The 25,002-nt window shown below is 39.6% G+C and carries 22 protein-coding genes; 15 read left to right on the top strand and 7 right to left on the bottom strand.

Annotated features, from left to right (window positions below; all coding sequences use genetic code 11):
* The first annotated feature begins 2 nt into the window (after nt 1-2).
* The 4 genes from leuD to SKC35_RS04145 all read left to right on the top strand — a co-directional run bounded on the left by leuD (nt 3) and on the right by SKC35_RS04145 (nt 5,366).
* The gene (leuD, locus tag SKC35_RS04160; RefSeq protein ID WP_130923267.1) at nt 3-593 is read left to right on the top strand and encodes a 3-isopropylmalate dehydratase small subunit; all 591 of its coding nucleotides are present in this window, start codon (nt 3-5) and stop codon (nt 591-593) included.
* Between the two features lie 25 nt (nt 594-618).
* Nucleotides 619-2,112 (top strand): alpha-isopropylmalate synthase regulatory domain-containing protein, encoded by a 1,494-nt coding sequence (locus SKC35_RS04155; protein ID WP_377978184.1) that lies wholly within the window; start codon nt 619-621, stop codon nt 2,110-2,112.
* Nucleotides 2,113-2,123: 11 nt separating this feature from the next.
* A complete protein-coding gene (gene leuB / locus SKC35_RS04150; protein WP_130896789.1) occupies nt 2,124-3,197 on the top strand; it encodes a 3-isopropylmalate dehydrogenase in 1,074 nt (357 codons plus the stop codon).
* 72 nt (nt 3,198-3,269) lie between these two features.
* Entirely contained in the window at nt 3,270-5,366 is a 2,097-nt protein-coding gene (locus SKC35_RS04145) for a S9 family peptidase (RefSeq protein ID WP_377978183.1), read from the top strand.
* Between the two features lie 96 nt (nt 5,367-5,462).
* Here the strand turns inward: SKC35_RS04145 and SKC35_RS04140 are convergent, their stop codons facing one another.
* Entirely contained in the window at nt 5,463-6,527 is a 1,065-nt protein-coding gene (locus SKC35_RS04140; RefSeq protein WP_377978182.1) for a M42 family metallopeptidase, read from the bottom strand.
* A 137-nt stretch (nt 6,528-6,664) separates the two neighbouring features.
* Here SKC35_RS04140 and pfkA point away from each other — a divergent pair, with 137 nt between their 5' ends.
* Nucleotides 6,665-7,639, top strand: a complete 975-nt coding sequence (pfkA, locus tag SKC35_RS04135; RefSeq protein ID WP_377978181.1) for a 6-phosphofructokinase — start codon at nt 6,665-6,667, stop codon at nt 7,637-7,639.
* Here pfkA and SKC35_RS04130 read toward each other — a convergent pair.
* Nucleotides 7,636-8,382, bottom strand: coding sequence for a YdcF family protein (locus tag SKC35_RS04130; protein ID WP_377978180.1), 747 nt, complete (start codon nt 8,380-8,382; stop codon nt 7,636-7,638). The genes pfkA and SKC35_RS04130 overlap by 4 nt on opposite strands.
* A 41-nt stretch (nt 8,383-8,423) precedes the next feature.
* On the opposite strand from SKC35_RS04130, the gene SKC35_RS04125 reads away from it, so the two are divergent.
* On the top strand, nt 8,424-9,812 hold the full coding sequence (locus tag SKC35_RS04125) for a DUF4369 domain-containing protein (protein WP_377978179.1): 1,389 nt from the start codon (nt 8,424-8,426) through the stop codon (nt 9,810-9,812).
* Nucleotides 9,813-9,814: 2 nt separating this feature from the next.
* On the opposite strand, the gene SKC35_RS04120 is transcribed toward SKC35_RS04125, so the two are convergent.
* Nucleotides 9,815-10,348 carry a septal ring lytic transglycosylase RlpA family protein gene (locus SKC35_RS04120; RefSeq protein ID WP_377978178.1) on the bottom strand — a complete coding sequence of 178 codons (534 nt, stop codon included), beginning with the start codon at nt 10,346-10,348 and terminating at the stop codon, nt 9,815-9,817.
* A gap of 153 nt (nt 10,349-10,501) precedes the next feature.
* On the opposite strand from SKC35_RS04120, the gene SKC35_RS04115 reads away from it, so the two are divergent.
* Nucleotides 10,502-10,819 (top strand): DUF3276 family protein, encoded by a 318-nt coding sequence (locus tag SKC35_RS04115; RefSeq protein ID WP_223130737.1) that lies wholly within the window; start codon nt 10,502-10,504, stop codon nt 10,817-10,819.
* 90 nt (nt 10,820-10,909) lie between these two features.
* Nucleotides 10,910-12,013 carry a redox-regulated ATPase YchF gene (ychF, locus tag SKC35_RS04110; protein WP_377978177.1) on the top strand — a complete coding sequence of 368 codons (1,104 nt, stop codon included), beginning with the start codon at nt 10,910-10,912 and terminating at the stop codon, nt 12,011-12,013.
* Nucleotides 12,014-12,020: 7 nt separating this feature from the next.
* Here ychF and SKC35_RS04105 read toward each other — a convergent pair whose 3' ends face one another.
* From SKC35_RS04105 to SKC35_RS04095, 3 genes are read right to left on the bottom strand one after another with little or no spacing between them, the layout of a single operon-like run.
* Nucleotides 12,021-13,247 carry a type IX secretion system plug protein gene (locus SKC35_RS04105; RefSeq protein WP_377978176.1) on the bottom strand — a complete coding sequence of 409 codons (1,227 nt, stop codon included), beginning with the start codon at nt 13,245-13,247 and terminating at the stop codon, nt 12,021-12,023.
* A gap of 4 nt (nt 13,248-13,251) precedes the next feature.
* A complete protein-coding gene (locus tag SKC35_RS04100; RefSeq protein WP_377978175.1) occupies nt 13,252-15,117 on the bottom strand; it encodes an ABC-F family ATP-binding cassette domain-containing protein in 1,866 nt (621 codons plus the stop codon).
* Between the two features lies 1 nt (nt 15,118).
* Nucleotides 15,119-16,678 carry an FMN-binding glutamate synthase family protein gene (locus tag SKC35_RS04095; RefSeq protein WP_377978174.1) on the bottom strand — a complete coding sequence of 520 codons (1,560 nt, stop codon included), beginning with the start codon at nt 16,676-16,678 and terminating at the stop codon, nt 15,119-15,121.
* A gap of 92 nt (nt 16,679-16,770) precedes the next feature.
* Here SKC35_RS04095 and SKC35_RS04090 point away from each other — a divergent pair, with 92 nt between their 5' ends.
* From SKC35_RS04090 to SKC35_RS04070, 5 genes are read left to right on the top strand one after another with little or no spacing between them, the layout of a single operon-like run.
* Nucleotides 16,771-17,850: an Ldh family oxidoreductase gene (locus tag SKC35_RS04090; RefSeq protein ID WP_377978173.1), complete on the top strand. Its 1,080-nt coding sequence runs from the start codon at nt 16,771-16,773 to the stop codon at nt 17,848-17,850.
* A 1-nt stretch (nt 17,851) separates the two neighbouring features.
* Nucleotides 17,852-18,886: an endolytic transglycosylase MltG gene (gene mltG, locus SKC35_RS04085; protein ID WP_377978172.1), complete on the top strand. Its 1,035-nt coding sequence runs from the start codon at nt 17,852-17,854 to the stop codon at nt 18,884-18,886.
* A 1-nt stretch (nt 18,887) separates the two neighbouring features.
* Nucleotides 18,888-19,301 (top strand): acyl-CoA thioesterase, encoded by a 414-nt coding sequence (locus SKC35_RS04080; RefSeq protein ID WP_377978171.1) that lies wholly within the window; start codon nt 18,888-18,890, stop codon nt 19,299-19,301.
* Nucleotides 19,294-20,208 (top strand): YihY/virulence factor BrkB family protein, encoded by a 915-nt coding sequence (locus SKC35_RS04075; RefSeq protein ID WP_377978170.1) that lies wholly within the window; start codon nt 19,294-19,296, stop codon nt 20,206-20,208. Before SKC35_RS04080 ends, SKC35_RS04075 begins: the two co-directional genes overlap by 8 nt.
* Before the next feature lies 1 nt (nt 20,209).
* Nucleotides 20,210-20,833, top strand: a complete 624-nt coding sequence (locus SKC35_RS04070; protein WP_377978169.1) for an L-threonylcarbamoyladenylate synthase — start codon at nt 20,210-20,212, stop codon at nt 20,831-20,833.
* On the opposite strand, the gene SKC35_RS04065 is transcribed toward SKC35_RS04070, so the two are convergent.
* Nucleotides 20,830-21,714, bottom strand: a complete 885-nt coding sequence (locus SKC35_RS04065) for a lysophospholipid acyltransferase family protein (protein WP_377978168.1) — start codon at nt 21,712-21,714, stop codon at nt 20,830-20,832. The two genes, SKC35_RS04070 and SKC35_RS04065, sit on opposite strands and share 4 nt — an antisense overlap.
* A gap of 51 nt (nt 21,715-21,765) precedes the next feature.
* On the opposite strand from SKC35_RS04065, the gene SKC35_RS04060 reads away from it, so the two are divergent.
* Nucleotides 21,766-22,362, top strand: coding sequence for a WbqC family protein (locus SKC35_RS04060; protein WP_377978167.1), 597 nt, complete (start codon nt 21,766-21,768; stop codon nt 22,360-22,362).
* 65 nt (nt 22,363-22,427) lie between these two features.
* Complete coding sequence (locus SKC35_RS04055; RefSeq protein ID WP_377978166.1) at nt 22,428-25,001, top strand: ATP-dependent Clp protease ATP-binding subunit; 2,574 nt, start codon at nt 22,428-22,430, stop codon at nt 24,999-25,001.
* Nucleotide 25,002: the final 1 nt, after the last annotated feature.

Below are 25,002 nucleotides of genomic sequence, written 5' to 3'. Positions count from 1 at the left end.
ATATGGCTTACGATAGTTTTAATGTATTAAAAAGTTCCGCAGTACCTCTTCCGATTGAGAATGTGGATACAGATCAAATCATCCCGGCTCGTTTCTTGAAAGCGACGGAGCGTACAGGTTTTGGTGATAATTTATTTAGAGATTGGCGTTATGATAAAAACGATGCTCCTAAGGCTGATTTCGTTTTAAACAACCCCACTTATTCAGGTAAGATTTTAGTAGGCGGTAAGAACTTTGGTTCTGGGTCTTCACGTGAACACGCCGCTTGGGCAATTTACGATTATGGCTTCCGTTGTGTGGTTTCTTCTTTCTTTGCTGATATCTTCCGTGGAAATGCCATTAACGTAGGTGTTTTACCGGTTCAAGTTAGCCCGGAATTTTTACATCAAATTTTCACCGCAATAGAGGCTGATCCGAAAGCGGAATTAGAGGTTAGTTTACCTGAGCAAACGATTACGATTGTAGCGACTGGCGCGTCTGAAAAGTTCGCCATTAACGGATACAAGAAAAATAATTTATTGAATGGATTCGATGACATCGATTATTTACAAGCGATGAAGTCGGAGATCAGTACGTTTGCTGAAAACCGCTAGTCTTTTGAAACGCCACATAGAAATAATGGATACGACCCTTCGCGATGGGGAACAAACCAGCGGAGTATCGTTTTCAGCCTCAGAAAAGTTAACTATAGCTCAATTACTTTTGACCGAATTAAAGGTAGATCGTATTGAGATTGCGTCAGCGCGTGTTTCAGAGGGCGAATTTCAAGCGGTAAAGAAGATTACTTCTTGGGCCGCTGCGAATGGATTTCTAGATAAAGTGGAGGTATTAACTTTCGTAGATGGAGGAACATCCGTTCAGTGGATGTTAGACGCCGGAGCTAAAGTGATGAACTTATTGACCAAAGGCTCGCTAAATCACCTAAAGCACCAACTAAAGAAGACGCCAGAGCAACATTTTAAGGAAATAGCAGAGACCATCACCTTAGCTAAGTCGAAAGGCTTATCGGTGAATGTATATCTAGAGGATTGGAGCAATGGGATGCGCAATAGTGCAAACTATGTGTTTCAATACTTAGATTTTTTGGCTACACAACCAGTGGAGCGCGTTTTACTCCCAGATACCTTAGGGATTTTAACTCCTTACGAAGTATCGGATTTCATTAAGCAGTTAATCGCAAAGTATCCGAACACTCATTTTGATTTTCACGCACACAACGATTACGATTTAGGGACGGCGAATGCCTTAGAAGCGGTTCGTTGCGGCGTTCACGGTTTGCATTTAACGGTGAATGGAATGGGTGAACGTGCTGGAAATGCACCATTAGCTAGTGTTATTGCGGTTTTGAATGATTACCAAACGGATGTGAAAACCTCTGTTTGCGAGAAGTCTTTATACCGTGTTAGTAAATTAGTGGAAACTTTTTCTGGTTTCCGTATTCCTGTGAATAAGCCGGTGGTGGGAGAGAATGTTTTCACTCAAACGGCGGGTATTCACGCAGATGGAGACAAAAAGAACAATCTATACCATAATGATTTGATGCCAGAACGTTTTGGCCGTGAGCGTAAATACGCTTTAGGAAAGACGTCTGGGAAAGCCAATATTGAAAATAATCTAGCTGCCTTAGGTATTCAGTTGTCTGATCAGGATTTGAAAATCGTGACGCAGCGAATCATTGAATTAGGCGATCGCAAAGAGGTTGTCACTCAAAATGATCTCCCTTACATCATATCTGATGTGTTAGATAGTAATACGATAGAAGAGCGAGTTCAGGTGTTGAACTATGTCTTGACACATTCGAAAGATTTACGTCCATCCGTTACCTTGAAGATTTCGATTGATGGTGAAGTATTTGAGGAGCACGCTCAAGGTGATGGCCAATATGATGCCTTTATGAAAGCATTAGGCATTATCTTCGAGAAGCATGGTAAGATACTTCCTGTCTTGAAGGATTATGCGGTGCGTATTCCACCTGGCGGGGATTCAGATGCGCTTTGTGAAACGATCATCACCTGGGCAGATGGAGATAAAGAGTTAATTACGAGAGGTTTAGATTCTGACCAAACTGTTTCAGCGATCAAGGCCACTCAGAAAATGTTAAATTTGATTTAATAAAAATAATAATGGCGAAGAAGCATATTTTAATTGTTCCAGGTGATGGAATCGGTCAAGAAGTAACCGAAGTAGGAAAGAAAGTATTAGAGAAAATTGCGGCAAAGTTCGGTCATGATTTTACCTATGACGAAGCATTAATTGGTCACGTGGCTATTGAAGCGACGGGGGATCCGTTGCCAGCAGAAACGTTGGAAAAAATGAAAGCGTCTGACGCGGTTCTTTTTGGGGCGGTAGGTCACCCGAAATACGATAATGATCCATCTGCAAAGGTTCGTCCAGAGCAAGGATTGTTAAAAATGCGTAAGGAATTAGGTCTATACGCGAATCTTCGTCCGATCAAGTTATTTGATGAATTATTAAGTGCGTCTAGCATTAAGCCTGAGATTTTAAAAGGAGCGGACATTTTGTTCTTTCGTGAATTAACTGGTGATATCTATTTTGGTGAAAAAGGTCGCAAAAACAATGGCGATACAGCCTATGACGTGGCAGAGTATAGTCGTTACGAAGTTGAACGCATTGGTCGCAAGGCATTTGAAGCAGCACGTACACGTAAGAAGCATTTAGTTTCTGTTGATAAGGCAAACGTGTTAGAGTCGTCACGTTTATGGCGTGAAGAGATCCAAAAATTAGCGTTGGAATACCCTGACGTAACAGTGGAATATCAATTCGTTGATGCTACAGCGATGTTGTTGATCAAAGATCCGAAGCGTTTTGACGTGGTGGTAACTGCAAACTTATTCGGTGATATCTTAACAGATGAAGCATCTCAAATCGCTGGTTCGATGGGTATGTTAGCTTCCGCATCTATTGGAGATGGGACAGGTGTTTATGAGCCAATTCACGGTTCTGCACACGATATCACGGGTAAAGGCTTAGCAAATCCAATGGCGTCCGTTTTATCTGCTGCTCTTTTATTAGACATTTCTTTCGGAATGAAAGCGGAGTCAGAAGTAGTTATCAACGCGGTAGACCAAGTATTAAAGAAAGGTTTCCGTACAGGCGATATCGCTGATGCGACGACAGATAAATCGATGATTTTAGGAACCGATGCTATCGGAGAGGAAATCTTGAAATTGATTTAATCGAATTAACTCGTATTTTTATGCTCAGTGTCCTGCGATGCTGAGCATTTTTTATACCTAGACATTTCATCTATGAAACACCTGTTCTTATTACTCTTCGCATTTAGTGTTTTAGGCCAAAACCCTAAAGAGAAAATCCAAGTCACGGATTTATTAAAAATCAAGACCGCTGGAAAGCCTCTAGTTTCTCCTAAAGGAAATCAATTCATCTACACCGTTACTTCGATTGTGGATGATCCCGATAAAAAGAATGATTTTGTGTACCAAACGCATTTGTATCTCGGTAATCTGCAAACAGGGGAGTCACGTGCCTTAACCTCAGGAAAGAATTCCATTTCTTCACCCATATGGAGTCCGGATGGAAGCAAAATTGCTTTTACACGCGATATGGGATCTAAATCTCAGGTGTACTTGTTGGATTTAGCAGGAGGGGAGCCGCAGGCTATTACTAACTTACCTTTCGCGGTTTCCAATCCAGTTTGGTCTGCATCTGGACAGGATATTTATTTTCAAGGGTCCTTTACGTTGAAAGAGTTTTTGGTAGATTCTGTTTACAATAAAAAGGGTTTAGTCCCCTCTTGGACTTTTGAAAAACCCATGCTTTCAGGAATAGCTAAGAAATCTAAAGCCAATCCTAATGGAAATTTAGACGAAGTTAGATCCTATTTAGCTCAAAACGAAGTTGATAAGAAGGCGAAAGTCATTAATCGCTTGAATTTCCAAGAAGAAAGTACAACCACTTCAGAAATCTATTTACCAGCCTATTTTAAGACGAGTTTGACCGGAAAGCCTGTTTTGCTGAACAACCCATTCCAGCGTTGGTCAGATGTTGAATTCGCTTCAAATGGTATCTACTCAGTAGTGCCAGCTGATTCATTGGCTCACCCTGATAAAGTATTGGATTCGTATATTGGTTTTGGGTCAAAGGTGATTTACCAAAAAGCTGGATATAAGATGTCCAATTTGACCTTATCTCCTTCTGAAAAATGGTTGGCCTTCCAAGAAGCTAAATCAACTGGTGTACAAAATGCGGTGCTACAAATTATATCTGTGGCAAATCCTTCTCAAATCACTAAGGTCCCCATCGATCGCGTGATTACTCAGGTGAAATGGTCTTCAGATGAGACTAAACTTTATTTTACTGCACAAAATCAGGGTGGTGCGCCACTTTACGTATTTGATCTATCTTCTAAACAGGTAAAGCAACTAACGGATAACAATACGGGTATTTTGGGATTTGATGTAACTACTTCAGGTTTTGTGTATGCCAAAACAGGAATCGAAAATCCGTCTGAAATTTACCTACAAACTACCGATTCGGAAAGAACTTTTACTTCGTTAAATACAGGTTGGTTAGCTTCTAAAAGTATCGTTCGTCCGGACAAGCATTCCTTCACAAATAGCAAAGGCCAAAAAGTGGACTATTGGGTAATGAAACCTGCAGATTATGAATCTGGGAAGAAATATCCAGTTGTGTTAGAAATTCATGGAGGTCCTTCTGCCATGTGGGGAACAGGTGAGGCAAGTATGTGGCACGAATTTCAGTATTATGCTGCCAAAGGAATGGGTGTAGTCTATGCGAATCCTCGTGGCTCAGGTGGTTATGGGTCCGATTTCTTAGCGGCTAATGTGAAGGATTGGGGTGCAGGACCTACTGCTGACGTAATGAAAGCCTTGGATTTAACCCTTGCCGAAGGTTGGGCGGATACAACACAACTTGCCGTTACAGGTGGTTCATATGCGGGTTACCTCGTTTCATGGATTGTAGGCCATACGAACCGCTTTAAGGTAGCTTGTGCTCAACGAGGCGTTTATGAATTATCAACGTTTATGGGTGAAGGAAATGCGTGGCGATTAGTGCCCAATTATTTTGGAGGTTATCCTTGGGAAAAAGCAACGAAATCTATTTTAGATAGAGAATCGCCTTATACCTACGTGCAAAACATCAAAACGCCTCTGTTAATCTTCCACGGTGAAAATGATTTGCGGACTGGTGTTATCCAAAGCGAAATGCTGTACAAAAGCTTAAAAGTATTAGGTCGTGAGGTGGAATATGTCCGTCATCCGGGTGGAACACACGAATTGACACGCTCTGGTAATAATCGCCAGCGCATTGATCAGATGTTGAGGACGTATGAGTTCTTTGCGAGGTATTTGAAAATACAGTAGAAGATAATAGATAATAGAGTATGGAGTATAGATAAAATTAACGATCTCTACTCTATACTCTATTATCTCTACTCTGAGATTTTATTTAAACCGTGTTTAATTAAAATAACGCCAATCCTCTCCACCCTTCACCTTCAACAAACACTGATAGATTAAATCAATCACCGCATTCATATCGTCTTTTGCGATGGTTTCTACCGTCGTGTGCATATACTTCAATGGTAAACTGATTAACGCTGAAGCAACGCCTTCTGTGGCGTAAGCAAACGAATCCGTGTCTGTTCCTGTAGAGCGAGATACGGCTTGTCTTTGGAAATCAATCTTATTTTTTTCTGCTACATCAATAATGAAATCCCGCACATTATTCTGAACGGCTGGTCCATAACAAATAACCGGACCTTTTCCACAAGCCATATCACCCTGAGTCTTTTTGTTATACATAGGTGATTGCGTATCGTGTGTCACGTCAGTAATGAATGCCAAATCAGGCTTCAAACGACGAACTATCATTTCCGCCCCACGTAAGCCAATCTCCTCTTGAACGGAGTTAACCACATAAAGTGTGTAGGGTAGGGTGATGTTATTTTCTTTCAGTCTTCTAGCGACCTCAGCAATCATATAACCGCCTATTCGGTTGTCTAAGGCACGTCCGACTAAGTATTTTCCGTTTAATTCCATTAAACCATCTTCGAAAGTAACAACAGTTCCCACGTGGATCCCCATTTCTTCTACCTCCTTTTTATTTGCAGCACCACAGTCGATGAAGATGTCTGCGATGGCTGGTGCTTTGTCTTTGGCAATATCTCTCACGTGAATAGCGGGCCACCCAAAAATCCCTTTCACCACTTTATCTTTCGTGTGAATATTCGCCCGCATGGAGGGAGCAATCAAGGCATCTGATCCGCCATTGCGACGTAAAAACAGATATCCATTATCATCTATATAGTTCACAAACCAAGAAATTTCATCTGCATGAGCTTCGATTACCACTTTGTAGGGTTGTCCAGGATTGATCACACCCACAGCCGTTCCGTAGGTATCAATGATCTTTTCGTCGATGAAAGGTTGAATATAATCTAACCAAATTTTTTGTCCACTCGCCTCAAATCCAGTGGGTGAGGCATTATTTAAATAGGAGTACAAAAATTCGTTTGCGTTCATAGGTGCTTTGATTTAATATGAATAGGTCTCAAATTTACGTTTTTATTACATTTTTAATACCAAAATTCGAGGTAAAAACAGAGAAAGATTGTATTTTTGAAAGAATAAAGAGTCTAAGAAATTATACGATACAAGAGATGAAGAAAATAGCTGTATTTACGTCAGGTGGTGATGCCCCAGGAATGAATGCTTGTATTAGAGCAATTGTTCGTGGTGCTGCGTACCATGGAGTGGAAGTGTTTGGGATTGTAAGAGGTTATAATGGAATGATTAAAGGAGATATTATTCCTTTGAATTCTCAATCTGTTAGTAATATTATACAACGGGGTGGTACAATTTTAAAGTCAGCCCGTTCGAAGGAGTTTATGACTGCAGAAGGTCGTAAGAAAGCCTATGATAAATTACAAGAATTAGGTATTGAAGGCTTAGTGGCTATCGGAGGTAATGGTACATTTACGGGTGCTGAGATTTTCTACAATGAGTTTAAGATACCCACGGTAGGTGCTCCAGGAACGATTGATAATGATCTTTATGGAACTGATTACACGATTGGTTTTGATACAGCTGTAAATACTGCCTTAGATGCAGTGGATAAAATTCGTGATACTGCTGATTCACACGACCGCGTGTTCTTTATTGAGGTAATGGGCCGTGATTCTGGTTATATTGCTATTCAATGTGCGATTGCAGGTGGAGCTGAGTCAGTGATGATTCCAGAGAATTTGACGTCGGTTGATGAGATTTCGGCAATTCTTCAAAAAGGATTTGACAAGAAGAAATCTTCTTCGATTGTCATTGTTGCAGAAGGGGATGAAGAAGGGAATGCACAGATTGTTGCTAAGAAAATCAAGGACAAAATGGGCGAGAATTTAGATATTCGCGTTACCACTTTAGGCCATATTCAACGAGGAGGTATTCCTACAGCGTCTGATCGGATTTTAGCTAGTCGTTTAGGATTAGGAGCTTTGGAAGGTTTATTACGTGGGGAGAAAAATGTGATGGCAGGTGTGGTTAATAATCAATTGATTTATACGCCTTTCCACGATACGATTACAAAAAAGAAACCAGTTTCTGAAGATTTAATTCGTATGGTTGAGATTTTGTCTACCTAGGCAAAACCTACAATCTTATAAATGACGTAACCCGCCATTTCTCTGATTAATTCAGCGAATTTACTAAGGTTACGTTCTTGAGGAATAATTAGATCTAGGATACCTGAAGGGGTATCCTTTTTCTTTATGTCAGCAGGGAAATCATCCACGTTAAATCCTTCCTTTATATAACATGCTTTGGCTCTTGGCATATGCATGGCAGAAGTAACTAATACCATTTTTTCTTTTAGGTACGGTTTAAGCATCTGTTTGGTATAGACTGCATTTTCGTGTGTATTTCGAGCACTCTCTTCTAAAACGATATCTTCCGGTTTTACACCCATTGCAATTAATAACTCCTTCACCTTCTTGCTTTCTTGTGTTTCATCGATCTTAAGGCCTTTAATGTTGACGTTTCCTCCGGTGATTAGCAGCTTTTTAACGATGCCTTTTTTGTACAATAATAGAGGTTGAACAAATCTATCGGCCGTTTCGCCTGTTCGATAGCCTTCCCCTGCGCGCATCATTCCACCTCCTAAGATGATGCACCATTGGTAGTTTTGGGACAATTTGACTTGAGGACTTTCATAGGCCAAATAACACTGGTTGACAAACCAGCCATTACTACAGAGAATTAGGGTGCCTATAATGATTAAAATGAAGCGTTTCGTGTACTTACTAAAATAGGCGACCCCTAGCAGGATAAATATCCAACAAAGTGGTTGAAGGAAAAAGTCGATTATTTTAGATAGGATGAAAAACATTGTAAATTTGAAGGTTGGTAATACAAATTTATTCTAATCTTATGAAAGTAATCGGTACTCTTCTTTTTATTTTCTTGTTTGCCATTAACGCTAATGCGCAATATGAAATTAAGGGTAAAATAAAAGGTCTCTCTAAATCTGAGGTGTATTTAGCTCACTACTTTGGCTATAATCAACAAGTCATCAAAGATACGGTAATGGCGAATGAGGATGGAGAGTTTGAATTTAAAGGTGCTGAAGTATTACCCAAGGGATTGTACCTCATATCCTTTCTCAAATCAAAGTACATTGATGTGGTGATGGAGGATCCTCATTTTTCTTTATCCTTGGATACGACCGATATTTTGAAGACCATTACCTTTGAAAATTCAGCTGAAAATACTGCTTTTTATGCTTTTCAGCGCAAGATGAATGACCTTTATTCGCGGATTAATCAACCTACACTGTCATCTATTGCTAGAAAGAATTTACAAGCTGAAGTGCAGCAATTTCAACAGCAATGGAAAAAGGCTAATGCCACTTTGTTCGTATCTAAACTCATTGAATCTTCCTTTGATCCAGAAATACCTGCCTATAGGGGAGAATTACGGTCAAAAGCAGATACGACTAAAATGCAGATGTACCAGTACCAATATTATAAAAAGCATTATTTTGATGGGATGGATTTAGGAGATGAGCGCATGGTTCGCACTCCTTTTTTACAACGTAAATTAGAACGTTTCTTTAAAGATTTAGTCATTCAGGATCCAGATTCCATTTCAAGGGAATCAGATTTAATTCTACAGAAAGCCAAGGATATTGAGGTGCGTCGCTACATCATCTATAAAATTGCGAGTACGTATGAGAACAATCCTATTTTAGGAACGGAAGGCGCATTTGTGCATTTAGCAGAGAAATACTACATAGGGGAACCTGCTTTGTGGGATACGAGTACGGTAAGGAGAATGAAAGAACGATTAGCGATTATTAAACCATTGCTTGTGGGTAAATCATTTCCTAAGATGCATTTAACTGATATTGCAGGAAAGGAAATTAATATGGCTTCATTACCTTTTAAATACACGGTTGTCTTTATTTACGATCCAGAATGTAGTCATTGCAAACAAGAAGCACCTAAATTAGCCGCTTTGAATGACTATTTTAAAAGTAAAAATGTAGGTGTGGTCGCAAGCTCTATTGTACGAGATAAAGCAGCTTGGAAAAAATTCATATCGGAATTTAAGATAAATTCTTGGATCAATGGAATTGATATTCACTTAAATCCGCAGACTGGTAAAGAAGAATATTATACCGATTTTAGAAACACATTTGATGTCTATTCCACACCAGTGGTTTATGTGCTTGATCAGCACAAAAAAATCGTGGGTAAACGAATACCGGTGGAAAATTTAAAAGACTTTATTCAGTACTTAGAGACAAGACGTAAATAAGGTTATCGCTTTATATATTTCTTATTGATGTACTTTTTATGTTTGACGTTCTTCTTCATTTTATAATGCGTCTTGTATTTTAGACGTGATTTTTGGTAGAAGTTTCGGCTGAATTTTGGAGTACTTACTAAGGATAATTTTTGATAGGGGATCAGCATTAATTCATTCTCAAATCCAACTACCTTTATTTTCACTCGTACCAGACCAATTTTCTTTAAGTTTAATTTTTTCGCAGCGGCTTCTGATAAATCTATGACGCGCCCTTTTTTGTATGGTCCACGATCATTAATTCGAACAATCACGCTTTTGCGATTAGCTAGGTTAGTTACTTCCACTAATGTATTGAAAGGAAAACGCTTGTGTGCAGCCGTTAATAAGGTCTTCTTTAGCTTTTCTCCACTGGCGGTTTTTTTGCCATAGAATGAGTTGGCATAAAATGAGGCAATTCCTACTTTTTCATATCCTAAATCCTGTGAGAAAGCATTTAGAGATAAAAATGTGCAAATCAATAGTATTATTGATGGTATTTTTATCATTAAAAAGTTAGATGATGATTGTAAAGATGTAGGTTTAAATTGGGAATTAAAAATCTAGAGGTTTATAGGCACATCTTAATTCTATTGATTTTTTTTGAGTGAATGAGAATAAATAGTAGATTTACACATTGTGAAACTATAATTTAAATACCAGTGGAAGAAAGAGATAGAGAAGAATTATTTTCTAAGCGTATTCGGGCAGGAAAGAGAACGTATTTTTTTGATGTGAAGTCAACCCGTTCTCAAGATTATTACATTACAATCACAGAAAGTCGCCGTCATCAGAAAGAGGATGGCTTCGTTTATGAGAAACATAAGATGTTTTTGTACAAAGAAGATTTCGATAAATTTGTAGAAGGATTAAATGAGGCGGTTAATCACGTGAAGACAGAATTAATGCCTGATGTAGATTTCTCTTCATTTAATCGCGATGAAGATGAATTTGGGAACAGTGAGTTGAAATGGGAGTAATTATCCTTAAAATATTCGAAAAAGCCTCTGAGAAATCAGGGGCTTTTTGATTTTTAACCGTACTTTTGTGCTTTCATTTTTAAAATTACTATGGGATTAACTTGTGGAATTGTCGGATTGCCTAATGTGGGTAAATCAACTTTGTTTAGTGCTATTTCTTCTAATAAGGCAGAAGCAGCGAATTATCCGTTTTGTACAATTGAGCCGAATGTGGGAATTGTAACTGTGCCGGATAATCGTTTGAACGTATTAGCTGAATTAGTTAATCCAAACCGCATTTTGCCTACTGTAATCGAATTTACTGACATTGCGGGTTTAGTGAAGGGGGCTTCAACTGGGGCAGGTTTGGGAAACAAATTCTTAGCAAATATCCGGGAAGTAGATGCAATTATTCACGTCGTTCGTTGTTTTGAAGATGAAAATATCGTTCACGTAGAAGGCCGTGTAAACCCTGTAAGTGATAAAGAGATTATTGATTTAGAATTGCAAATTAAAGATTTGGATTCAGTAGATAAGAAGATTTCTAAAACAGAACGCGCTGCTAAGGCTGGTGATGCTAAGGCAAAAGCGGAATTGGCTGCATTGCAACAGTTCAAGGCAACCTTAGAAGAAGGTAAATCAGCTCGTACGGTGGTAATGGATGATGAGCTTCGTCAAACGGCTATTGGTGATTTATATTTATTGACTGATAAGCCTGTGATTTATGTGGCAAATGTGGATGAAGCATCGATTGCGGCAGGAGGAAATCAATACGTGGACCAATTGAAGGCAAATGTTGCTCCAGAAAAGGCTGAAGTTGTGGTAGTCTGTGCTGCACTAGAAGCTCAAATTGCTGAAATGGAAGATTTGGATGATCGTGCCATGTTCTTAGAGGAATATGGTTTAAAAGAATCTGGTTTAGATAAATTAATTCGTAGTTCGTACCACTTGTTAAACCTGATCACCTATTTCACTGCGGGTGTACAAGAAGTACGCGCGTGGACTATTCAAAAAGGGTGGAAGGCACCAGCAGCTGCGGGTGTAATTCACACCGATTTTGAACGTGGATTTATACGTGCTGAAGTTATTAAGTTAGCAGACTTTGTGGCGTATAAAACTGAAGCAGGATGCAAAGAAGCTGGTAAGTTAAGTGTAGAAGGTAAGGAATATGTGGTGCAAGATGGAGACATTATGCACTTCCGCTTTAACGTATAAACACTGACTACTGTCCACTGATTACGGTAGTATACCCCACCAGCGAATCATATCTTGTTCCTGGTTTTTGATAATAAACGAGTACCTCGTAGAGGTTTTCGGTTTGAGCATAATTTCCCTCTAATGTCACATTAGGGGGATTTTTGCTTTTAAACTGGTAGTTGTATATGCCTTGTTTTAGCATTTGGGTATTTTCTAGAAAACCAGTAGAGGGGTTTAAGCTTAAGGGGGCGTTTAATTTAAAATCATTGAATCCTCCTACCACATAAACGTCTTGTATTGACTCTGATGGCTTTAATCGAAAGGTGCATTCTACATAGTCAGCCTGTAATGGATTTTCTCTATTTTCATAAGATTCAACTACATATGCGCCATTTAAATCATTTCTTTGAACGTATGGATATAATCCTTGCGCTTGCTCTACTTGTGCTCTTAAGACGTTCATTTTTTCTCCTGTGACGATTTGATCTACGAAAGAAAGTTTTTGTTGGGAACTGCGAAGATCTATAAGTCTGAATTCATTAGAGCCAGCAAAGGCGTTTTCTTGGCCAAAGAAGGGGAATGTTAAGCTGTTTTCGTGAAGATTAAATTGGCCTTCAGGTAATTTTTTAAGCAAGTTCTCTGATTGGTGGTTTTGGCGAACTTGGATACTTAGCTGCTCGTCACCGGCAAAGTTCAAGTTAGGGGGAATGTGTAGTTTGAAATCGACGGTTTGATGGCTGGCACGTAAGGTATTGGTTTTGGCATACGAAAAAGACGTCTGCACTTTCACCAGTTGTTCTGCTACGGAAAATCGAACACAAAGAACTGTATCACGCTTATTCCGTTTATTATACACCATCGCTATGTAATTTCCACTGACTTTTAGGCTTGGAATAGGAACGGCATAGTGTAAATAGGGAACTTTGGTTCCCACGGAGGAAGATGGATTCCGTAGCGGAATATCGTTGAAATCTTCCAAATATTCTATGTCGGAAAGTGGGGAAGGTTTCCAATCCGCTTGGCAATGGATTACTCGGAAATAATAGGACGGATAGGAGAGTGCTAAATCATCGAATTGTAAGGTCGCCTCGGATAAAGAACCTAAATTCAGTACAACATTCGGATGAAGGAATCTGTCGGATGTTTGTATAAACGCCGTTTGAATATTTGAATAATGTGTGCGAGTAACAATTTGGGAGAAAATCGAAAAAGGAAGACCTAGAAAAAGCAACAGCGAGATATAGGTCTTCATTTTTTTAGATTAATGCTTCCCACGCTGTGGTTGTGTTAGATAAATTCGCTTTTTCAGCTGCGAGTGACGCTTCTAATTGCTTTAGGCCTGCGTAATCAGCTTGATTCGCTAAATCGACCATTTGGGCTTCAATAGTTGCAATACGATTTTCGATTTCCATAATTTCAGCCTCTAGCTTTTCTATTTGCTTAGCTTGATTAGGTGTTTTGGCTTCTACAGGAGCTAACTCGGGCTTTGCTTTAAGAGCTGCTTTTATAGAAACAGGTTTTGATGTTTCGCGAGTAGCCATCCAAGTCTCGTATTCATCGAATGAGCCTGGATATTCTTTGATTTCGTGATCCTCGATGTACCAAATCTTATTGGCAATATTACTAACGAAATAGCGGTCGTGGGAAACGACTACATAGGTTCCTTCGTATTGTTGTAAGGCTTGAATCAAGATATTCACCGATTGCATATCCAAGTGATTGGTAGGCTCATCGAGTAAAAGGAAGTTCGCTTCCGAGATTAATACTTTAGCCAATGCCACACGTGATTTCTCTCCTCCAGAAAGCACCTTGATTTTTTTGAATACTTCTTCTCCAGAAAACAAGAAACAACCTAATACCGATCGTAATTCCATATCGGTTTTTGTCGTCCCTGTGCCTTTTAATTCATCTATTAAGGTATTTTCTACCGTTAAACTCTCTAGTTGGTGCTGTGCGAAGAAGGATTCGATTACGTTGTGTCCTGTTCTTCTTTCACCATCTATTTGTTCCGTACCTGAAATGATACGCAATAAAGTCGACTTTCCTTTTCCATTTGCACCGATCAAAGCAATTTTATCACCTCTATTAATCGTAGCAGAAGTATTCTTTAAGATAACCTTTTCTCCAAATGCCTTAGAAATGTGTTCTAAGAATAAGATGAAACGACCGGGTTCTGTCCCAAAGTTAAATTTGAAATTCACCTTTGCTTTTTCATCTATCACATCATCTATGATATCGATTTTATCTAATGCTTTTACGCGCGATTGTACTTGTCTAGCTTTAGAAGCTTTGGCCTTAAAACGCTCGATAAATCGCTCTGTCTGGCGAATTTGAGATTGTTGGTTCTCAAATGCCCCTTTTTGAATCTCATTCCGGAGCGCTTTTTCTTCCATATAGAAAGAATAATTACCAGGATATAGGGTGATTTTAGCGCCAGAAACTTCAGCAATATTATCAATGGTGCGATCTAAGAAATAACGATCGTGAGATACGACCACAATAGAACCTTCATAATCATGTATGTATTTTTCTACCCATTCGATAGACGGTAAGTCCAAGTGGTTAGTAGGCTCATCCAGTAGGAGTAAGGCAGGTTTTTGTAATAATAACTTGGCTAACATGACACGCATACGCCAACCTCCAGAAAATAGTTTCAAAGGACGATCTAAATCGCTCGTGCTAAATCCTAAACCTTCTAAGATTTCCTCTGTGCGGGATTGGATCGTATAACCATCCAAACGTTCGAAATCTTCTTGCAGTTTAGCTAATACATCGATGTCTTTGTCCTCATAATTTGTTTCCATTTTATGAAGGACCTTATCAATATCTTTCTGCAGTTCTAATTGCTTCTCAAAAGCCTGCATGGCTACATTCAAAATGCTGTCATCCGTTTGATAGGACAATAGATCTTGGTTTAGGAAACCAATGGTGCAATCACCAGACTTAGATATGGTTCCGCCATCAGGTGTGTATTCACCGGAAATTAGGCGTAATAAAGTAGATTTACCGGTACCATTAGCACCAATTAAACCAATTTTAGTCTTAGGCTTGATGTGTAAACTAGCTCCTTCGTACAAGGCGCGACTTCCGAAATAGAAGTTTAAATTCGATATTGATAACATATTACAAAGATAGCCGTTTTCTTGCATTTAGACCACCCAAATGCGGACATTTGACTAATTCTTCTAAACCAGAATAGCTTATTTCGGTTTTGCTATATCCTAAAGCCTTTGAAAGTGCCATCGTTCTGTTATTATCACCCATGGACCATTCAATGTCATCCATCGTCATTTGAGTAGGATGTTCGTAACCGCAGGCGTGTGTTATTTCTGCGATTTCTTTGACTAAGGTATAGTGATAGCGGTAATAGCGCTCACTTTTTAGTGTGACATCAATACCGGCCTGTAACCATTTATTCGAAGTGGCGATACCGGTAGGGCAGTGGTTTGTATGGCATTTTTGGGCTTGTATACAGCCAATCGACATCATGGCTTCGCGAGCAATGTGAATACTATCTGCTCCCATCGCAAAGGCCATTAAGGCTTTCTCCGGGAAGCCTAATTTACCAGAGGCAATAAAGAAGATCTTATCTGTTAGGTTATGACGTTGGAATATTTGGTAGACCTTCGCAAAAGCAAAGGTAAAGGGCATCGATACGTGGTCTGCAAATGCATGTGGAGCAGCACCTGTACCTCCTTCACCGCCATCAATGGTGATGAAATCAGGACCTTTACCGTGTTTTTCCATGTAGGCGGCTAATTCTTCCCATTGCTCTAATTTTCCGATCGCAGATTTGACTCCTACGGGTAAACCTGTCGCTTCAGCCATTGATTCAATAAAATCCACCATCTCTGGCACAGTAGAGAATTCTGAGTGAAATGCGGGTGAAATAGCATCTTTATCCATCGGAATATGGCGTATCTCCGCAATTTCTTTGTTGATTTTAGATTTAGGAAGCATTCCTCCTTTGCCTGGTTTAGCTCCTTGCGAAAGCTTTAATTCAATGGCTTTAATGCATGGATTTTCTTCGACCTTTTGCTTTAATTTATCCATCGAAAAGCGGCCATCTAGTTCTCTAACACCAAAATAGGCAGTACCAATGTTTAACATCACATCGGCACCGTTTTGGTGATAGGGTGATAAGGATCCTTCTCCTGTATTGTGATAGCAACCAGCTAATAGCGCGCCTTTATTTAATGATTCCACTGCTTTTGCGGAAAGAGAACCGTAGGACATCCCAGAAATATTAATGATGGAATAAGGGCGAAATGGTTTTGCTCTCTTGTGGTATAGTCCAATAACTTTAGCCGCAGGCAGTACCCCTGGATTTTGATGGTATAAATGTTCCTTGGATGGATTGAAACCCATCATCGCATTTTTAATGAAAATATACCCAGGAGAACTGAAATCTTGATCCGTTCCAAAACCTTGTAAATTATTCTCATTCTTCGAGGACGCATAAATCCAAGAGCGTTCTTGGCGATTGAAGGGTAACTCTTCGCGGTTGTTCGCAACGATGTATTGTCTTAATTCTGGCCCAATGCGCTCCAGCCAATACCTAAAATGTCCCACGATAGGGAAATTATGCGTGATGGTGTGGCTTTTTTGGATGAAAATGTCACGAATGATGACAAGGATAGCCATGAGTGCAATCCAAAACCAAGCGGATGTTAATAGGTTCATAGTTTTTTGTTGAAATAGTGATTCAAATTTAGGTGCATTTTGGCAATATTATTACCAATAGTTCTAATTATCTTTGTGGTTTAGTTTATACTATGCAGGCAGATTATCATTTATTAAAAAAATATGTGGCCTCTGTTTTTACAGCCATCGGTTGTAGTGAACAGGATGCGGCTTTGGCTTCAGACGTATTAGTCTCCGCGGATGCGCGAGGGATTGATTCGCATGGTGTTGCCAGATTAGCCGGCTATGTTCGTCTTTTCGATAACGGAAGGTTAAACACCAAGCCCCAGGTCAAGATTTTACATGAAACACCCTCTACTGCTACGTTAGATGGAGATCGTGGTTTAGGCTTGATTGTGGCTCCTAAGGCCATGGAAATTGCCTGTGAAAAAGCGGCTCTAGCGGGTACCGGTTGGGTGGCAGTCCAGAATTCTAATCACTTCGGTATTGCAGGTTATCATGCGATGAAGGCATTGCCTTCCCAAATGATCGGTTGGGCAATGACGCACGCCGCTCCTTTAGTTACGCCTACTTTTTCGAAGGAGAAATTATTAGGAACGAATCCCATTGCCGTGGCTATTCCTGCGAACGAAGAACCAGCTTTTGTGGCTGATTTTGCATCAACCGCTGTGGCTTATGGTAAATTAGAGATACTTCAACGCAAAGGTTTGGACACTCCAGATGGCTGGGTGCAGGATGCTAATGGGGATCCTTGTAATGATGCTTTTGCGATTAAAAATGGAGGAGCTTTATTGCCGTTGGGTGGTGACCGTGAACACGGATCACATAAAGGGTATGGTTTAGGTGCCATTGTTGATATCTTATCTGGTGTTTTGTCAGGGGCGAATTTTGGTCCTTGGGTACCTCCATTTGCGACCGCTGGTTTTATGCAAGCGGGAGAAACGGTAGGAAATGGAACAGGGCATTTTTTAGGTGCAATGCGTGTGGACGCTTTTAGACCTGCGGAAGATTTTACAAACGATATGGATAAGTGGATTCGGCGTTTTAGATCTGCCAAAGCCGTGGAAGGGAAGCAAGTGCTTATACCAGGTGATCCAGAACGCGAATTAGAAGCAATTCGTCGAGTAGAAGGAATTCCTTTATTAAAACCAGTAGTAGAAGATTTACAATCCTTAGCCTCTCGTTTTCAGTTAGATTTTAAATTAGATTAATATGGTTTCAAATAAGCGTCTCAAGATTTTCATTTTGGTTTTCAGTTTAGTTTCAGCGATGTTTTCCTACTACGTTTGGCAGGTATTCAAAACACCTAATTTCCGAGTAGAGGCAAATCATCCTTTTGAATTGTTCATTCCTAAGAATTCGACCTACAAATCGGTATTAGATACCCTGAAAAAACACGATTTAGTGCGTGATCAATTAAGTTTTCGTTTCCTAGCGAAAGTGTTAAACTATCCAGAAAAAGTGCGTCCGGGACGTTATATCATTCATAGTGAAATGGGGAACTGGGAATTGCTACGTAAACTAAGAAATGGTCGTCAGGATGCGTATAAAGTGGTGATTAATAACTTCCGATTAAAAGAAGACATTGCTGGTAGAATTGCCCAACAAACGGATTATGATTCAGCCGCAATTTATGCTGTATTAGATTCCACGGAACTCATGCAACAATGGGGATTTACTTCAGAAACGAGTCCTGCTATTTTCGTTCCGAATACCTATGAGGTTAACTGGACCACTTCATTTCCGGAATTTTTAGGGAAAATGAACAAGGCTTATGTGAAGTTTTGGACATCAAAACGCAAGGAGGAAGCGCAGAAATTAGGGTTGACACCTATTCAGGTTTCTATTTTGGCCAGCATTGTCTATGGTGAATCTAAAAACCCGAAAGAGCAAGCGCGTGTGGCTGGGGTATATTGGAATCGTTTACAAGCTAATATGCCTCTTCAAGCTGATCCAACCGTGGTTTTTGCTTGGAAAGATTTTACGATTAAACGAGTTACGAGTAAATATACGGCGCTTAATTCGCCTTATAATACCTACAAGAATACGGGATTGCCACCAGGACCAATTTCGATTGTACCTAGTGACGTAATTGATAAGGTCTTGAATTTAGAGCACCATCAGTATATTTATTTCTGTGCCAAAGCTGATTTTTCAGAGAACCACGCTTTTGCTGTTACCTATGAGGAACATATGCAAAATGCGGCGGATTACCAGAAAGCTTTAGATCAAAACAAAATCCATTAATATGCTCTCTCACCAGGTTTCGTACCGCGTTTGTTATGCAGATACCGATCAAATGGGGTATGTGTATTATGGAAATTATGCCCGTTTTTATGAAATAGCGCGGGTAGAAACCTTACGAAACATTGGAGTTAGTTACAAGGTGTTAGAGGATGCAGGAATCGGTTTGCCGGTATATGAAAATTACTCGAAGTACCACGCCCCAGCTTTGTATGATGATTTATTACGAATTGATTGTACGTTAATCAAAATGCCCTCTGCTCGCATCGAATTTGAGTATAAGATTTACAACCAAAGTGAGGCCTTATTACATGAAGGGAAGACGACTTTAGTCTTTATGGAATTAGCCACAAAGAAAGTGGTGAAAGCACCGGAGTGGTTGATTACGGCGATTTTAGATAAAAGAAGTGATGCTTAGACGGGTTTGGAGAGAAATTCAGGTGTTTTGGAAAGATTGCGAGGAGCATTATATCCTGGCTAGAATTCTGACGATTTTATACCAGAAGATTTTTCATTTTGACATTGATGTGCGTGCGGCGGCAGTGGCCTATAATTTTACCTTAGCGGTTTTTCCCACGATTATCTTCTTGTTCTCCTTGTTAGCCTATATTCCGGTAGATAATTTTGATATCAAGATGGTGAATTTTTTGAAGTCATCCATACCAAAAAATCTCCAAAAAGATTTCACCGAATTACTCTTAGATTTGATTCGAAAAAAATCTGGGGGAGTTTTGTCATTTGGATTTTTATTTGCCTTATATGCTTCTACGAGCGGTATTCAGGCATTAATTCGTTCTTTTAATTTAACGTATAAAACAAAAGAGAATCGCGGAATTTTCAAAGAGCGGGTGATCGCAGTCTCCTTAAATTTCTTGTTAACCTTTGTATTAATTACTGCGTTTTCTGTCTTTATTGTGGGTAAATTAATGATTGGTTATTTGAAAGGGAAGGGGCTAATAGATTATGATTTCAATTTCTACATGTTGAATATTTTGACCTACTTTCTCATATTCGCCATTTTCTTTTTAACCATTTCGATTATCTATTATTACGCTCCTGCGATCACCAAACGCTGGAAATTCTTTAATGCAGGTTCTATTACAGCCTCGGTATTAACCATATTAGTGACGAATCTATTCTCCTATTATTTAGTCAATTTTGCTAGTTATAATAAGGTTTATGGTTCCATTGGATCTTTAATTGCATTGATGGTTTGGTTGTATTTCATCGCCTTGATTTTACTGGTTGGATTCGAAATCAATGCAAGTATTGATCAAGTGAAAGAAGAACAAGAAGAAACAGAAACGGATTATTTTTTCGAATAATATGGCAGAGCTCATTCGTCTTTACGACAAGAATAATAGTCAGGCAACTTTAGACCTGATTGTGAAAGCATTGGAAAAGGATGCTGTTATAATCTATAAAACGGATACGATGTATGCCTTAGGCTGTCACATCGGATCGACAAAAGCGGTTAACCGTATTTGTGAAATTAAATGTATTCAAGCCTCTAAGAATCGCTTTTCCTTTATTTGTTCGGATTTAAGTTCGATTGCGAATTATGCTAAAGTATCTGATTTTGCCTTCAAAACCCTGAAACGGTTCTTGCCTGGCGCTTTTACATTCGTTTTGCCTGCTAGTTCAAAGGTACCATCTGTACTAGTTCAGGGAAAGAAAACAGTAGGTATTCGTATACCAGATTATGAACCTATTCTGTCGATTGTAGCCTTATTAGGGGCGCCTTTGTTAACGACTTCCTTACCACATGGCGATTTAGAAGTAGAAGAGTATACCGATCCTAGTTTGATTATAGATCGATGGGGACACGCTGTAGACTTAGTATTAGATGGAGGATTCGGAGGTTTTGTGCCTTCTAGTGTGGTGGAAATTTCGGAGGATGCCTTTGAAATTATTCGGGAAGGGGCGGGAGATTGTTCTGAATTTAGTTAAGACCACTTCAGGCTTAATTTGTCAGGTTTTGTGTGCTTCCAGCGTCTGTGAGACCATAAGTATTGTTCTGGGTAGGCGATGATAGACTTTTCCAAACGTCGCGCAAAGCGTTCAATGATTTCACCAGGAGCTAATTCATCAAAAGGGACATTCGCTAACAATTCGTAGGTCATGGTATATTTTCCTCTCTTTTTACGAATCAATTCTGCGAATACCACAGGGTATTGATAATCTCTTGCGAAACGCTCCATTCCGGTAAAGAAGGCGGTGTCTTGGTGTAAAAAAGTAGTCCAATAAGCACTTTCAGGTTTCTGTGGAGCCTGATCCGCAGCTAAACAAATGACACGAGGAATATCTTTACGTTCTCTCGTTAATAAAACCGATTCTCTTTTTTCTAATAAAACCACGTGCCCAAAACGCGATCGTACCTGTTTTGTAAATTCGTTGAACGTCGGATTGTTTAGTTTTTGGTAAATCACATCGTGCGGATTCTTACTCAGTGCTAGGCGGTGTATGGCCCATTCCCAATTTCCTTGATGACCTGCTACTAATATGACGGGAATTCCTTTTTTAATAAAATCCGTCACAACGTCTTCATTTTTGATTTCAAATCGATCAAGCATTTCATCTTTGCTAATCGACACCCCTTTAAAAAACTCGACTAATTGATCTGTTAAATACCCATAAAATCGGTACGTAAGTTTGCCTAATTCTTTATCAGAAAGTGTTGGGAAGGACTTTTTCATATTGCCCTGAATCACCTTTTTTCTGTAGGGAATGAGGTAATAAAATAAGAAGGTGCAAAAAGAGGCGAATCCATAAAGTACCGGTAGAGGTAATCTTCCAATAAGTTTGTACAGAAACAGGGGAGACGCTTTCATTCTTATTATCTTTGTTCTTTCGTTTTACAAATATCCGATTTATTTTTGGGAATGCACATTGAGACTCATTATTTGCCTAGCTTAGAATATATGACGCTTCTGTTACAGCAGCCGTCCATACTTTTCGAGGCCGAGGAAAATTTTCCTAAACAGACTTATCGAAATCGTTGTTTGATTTTAGGCGCAAATGGGGTGGAGCGATTAACTGTTCCGGTGATTCATACATCCGGAGAGAAAACTAAAACGAAGGATACGAAGATTGATTATTCCCAAAATTGGATGAAGCAACACCAAGGGGCTATTCAAGCAGCCTATGGAAATGCACCTTATTACGAATATTTTGAGCCATATTTACGCCAAATCTTTGCAAAAAAAAGGTTTTTTTTAGTAGATTTAAATATTGATCTCTTGAGCTTTGCTTACCGCATTTTAGATGTTCCTCTCGTATATGAGAAGACGCAAGAATTTGGGGTTTATGATGGTGATAGTGAATATGATCAAATAAGTGCGAAAAAAGACTGGACAACGCGTTCAATCTATCAAAATAGATCTTATCGACAGTGTTTTGGTACGGAATTTGTTCCGAACTTGTCGATTTTAGATTTATTGATGAATCACGGAAAGGAGTCTTTGACTTTTTTAAAATAAAAAGGGAACAATTTAGGGGCATACATGGTTGATGCAGGTAAGTTGTACGAAATTAATAGAACGATATGGAGGCTAAATTTTCGAATAAAGTGAAGGCAGTCATTTCGCTAGCGCGGGAAGAGGCATTGCGTTTAGGTCACGATTACATCGGGACAGAACACTTGATGTTAGGGATGATTCGAGATGGACAAGGTCCAGGGATTGATTTATTATTGCGTTCTGGTGTTTCTTTGGATTCTTTACGCCAAAGCATCGAACACTCTACCGCTTCCACCACACGTTCTTCTTTTGATCGTGAGAATATGTTGAATATTCCCTTAACTAAGCAAGCAGAGAAGGTGTTGCGTTTGACGTATTTAGAGGCTAAATACTTTAAGACAAATGTCGTAGAAACGGATCATTTATTAATGGCCGTTTTACGTGATGAAGATAATGTGGCGACGCAGATTTTGGAGAAATACCAGGTATACTACGATTTAATTAAAGAAATGGTGGAATTCCAATCAGGTAATGGCCAGGGAGCCAATCCGAAAGCAAGTTCAGATACGGATGATAATGACGATGATTCACGTTTATATAGCGCAGGATCAGGTTCGACCGGTGGAACAGGTGCAGGTAATGCAACGGGATCTAAACCAGGAGAAAAAAGTAAAACACCTGTTTTAGATAATTTCGGTCGTGATCTGACGAAAGTCGCTGAAAACGGCAAGTTGGATCCGATTGTAGGTCGTGAGAAAGAGATCGAACGTGTGGCGCAGATTTTATCGCGCCGCAAGAAAAATAATCCTATTTTAATCGGTGAGCCCGGTGTGGGTAAAACGGCCATAGCGGAAGGCTTAGCCCTGCGGATTGTTCAGAAGAAAGTTTCCCGTGTCCTTTTTGGCAAACGTGTCGTAACGCTTGATATCGCATCTTTAGTGGCTGGTACGAAATACCGTGGTCAATTCGAAGAGCGTATGAAAGCGGTGATGAATGAATTAGAGAAATCGACAGACGTAATCTTGTTTATTGATGAGTTGCACACGATTGTAGGTGCTGGGGGAGCATCTGGTTCGTTAGATGCTTCGAATATGTTCAAGCCTGCTTTAGCACGTGGGGATATTCAAGTGATTGGTGCCACTACCTTAGATGAATACCGTCAGTACATTGAGAAAGATGGGGCTTTAGCTCGTCGTTTCCAAACGGTAATGGTAGATGCAACCACAGTCGAAGAAACCATCGAAATTTTACATAATATTAAGGATAAATACGAGGATCATCACCATGTAATCTACACAGACGAATCCATCATTTCTGCGGTTAAATTATCTGATCGTTATATTTCAGATCGTTTCTTGCCAGATAAAGCGATTGATGTATTAGATGAAGTAGGTGCTCGTGTTCATATTTCGAATATTAATGTACCAGAGGATATCGTTGCTTTAGAAGGCCAAATCGAAATCGTGAAGAAAGAGAAGAACCAAGTGGTGAAGTCTCAGAAGTACGAGGAAGCGGCTCAATTGCGTGATCGGGAGAAGAAATTAATCGATCAATTGGAACAATCGAAAGCGGCTTGGGAAGAGGATTCGAAGAAGCAGAAATTTACCGTGACAGAAGAGAATGTCGCTGAAGTAATTGCTCAGATGACAGGTATTCCTGTGAATCGTGTAGCGGCAAAAGAAGGCGAGAAATTATTGCAGATGGAGGAACAACTTTCAAAGCAAGTAATTGGTCAGCCAGATGCGATTAAGAAATTGGTAAAAGCCATTCAGCGTACGCGTGTAGGCTTAAAAGATCCGAAGAAACCGATTGGTTCATTTATTTTCTTAGGCCCAACGGGAGTAGGAAAGACGGAGATGGCTAAAGTTCTGGCGACCTATTTGTTTGACAAAGAAGATGCTTTAGTGCGTATCGATATGAGTGAGTACATGGAGAAATTCAGTGTATCTCGCTTAGTAGGAGCGCCTCCGGGATACGTGGGTTACGAAGAAGGCGGTCAGTTGACTGAAAAGATTCGTCGTAAGCCATATGCGGTCGTTTTATTAGACGAGATAGAAAAGGCCCACCCAGATGTGTTTAACTTGTTATTACAAGTTTTAGATGATGGTATTTTGACAGATGGCTTGGGTCGTCGCGTTGATTTCAGAAATACGATTATCATTATGACTTCTAATATTGGGGCACGTGATTTGAAGGATTTTGGATCAGGTATCGGATTCTCTACGAAGTCTAAAGTGGATAACTTGGATGAATACGCGAAGACAACCATTCAAAATGCGTTGAAGAAAGCTTTCGCACCTGAGTTTATTAATCGTCTAGATGATATCATCGTATTTAACTCGCTAGAGCGTCCTGCCATCCACCAGATCATTGATTTGATGCTAACGAAGTTGAAAACACGTTTAGCAAACCTTGGTTTCGAAGTGGAACTAACAGAGAAAGCGAAAGACTTTATGGCGGATAAAGGCTATGATCCACAGTATGGAGCAAGGCCGTTAAATCGTGCCATTCAGAAATATTTAGAAGATGCCTTAGCCGAAGAAATTTTGAAAGGTGCCTTAGCTGAGGGTGAATACATTGTGGCGGATTTTGAAGAGGGGGCTGATGCCTTGACTTTGGCCAGAAAAATAAGAAAAGAATTAACCAAACAAAAAAAATAAT

The sequence above is a fragment of the Aquirufa originis genome (assembly GCF_042714495.1).
Classification (GTDB): Bacteria; Bacteroidota; Bacteroidia; order Cytophagales; family Spirosomataceae; genus Aquirufa; species Aquirufa originis.
Note: the sequence above shows the minus strand (reverse complement) of the source record. Positions and strands in the feature narration are given on the sequence as shown.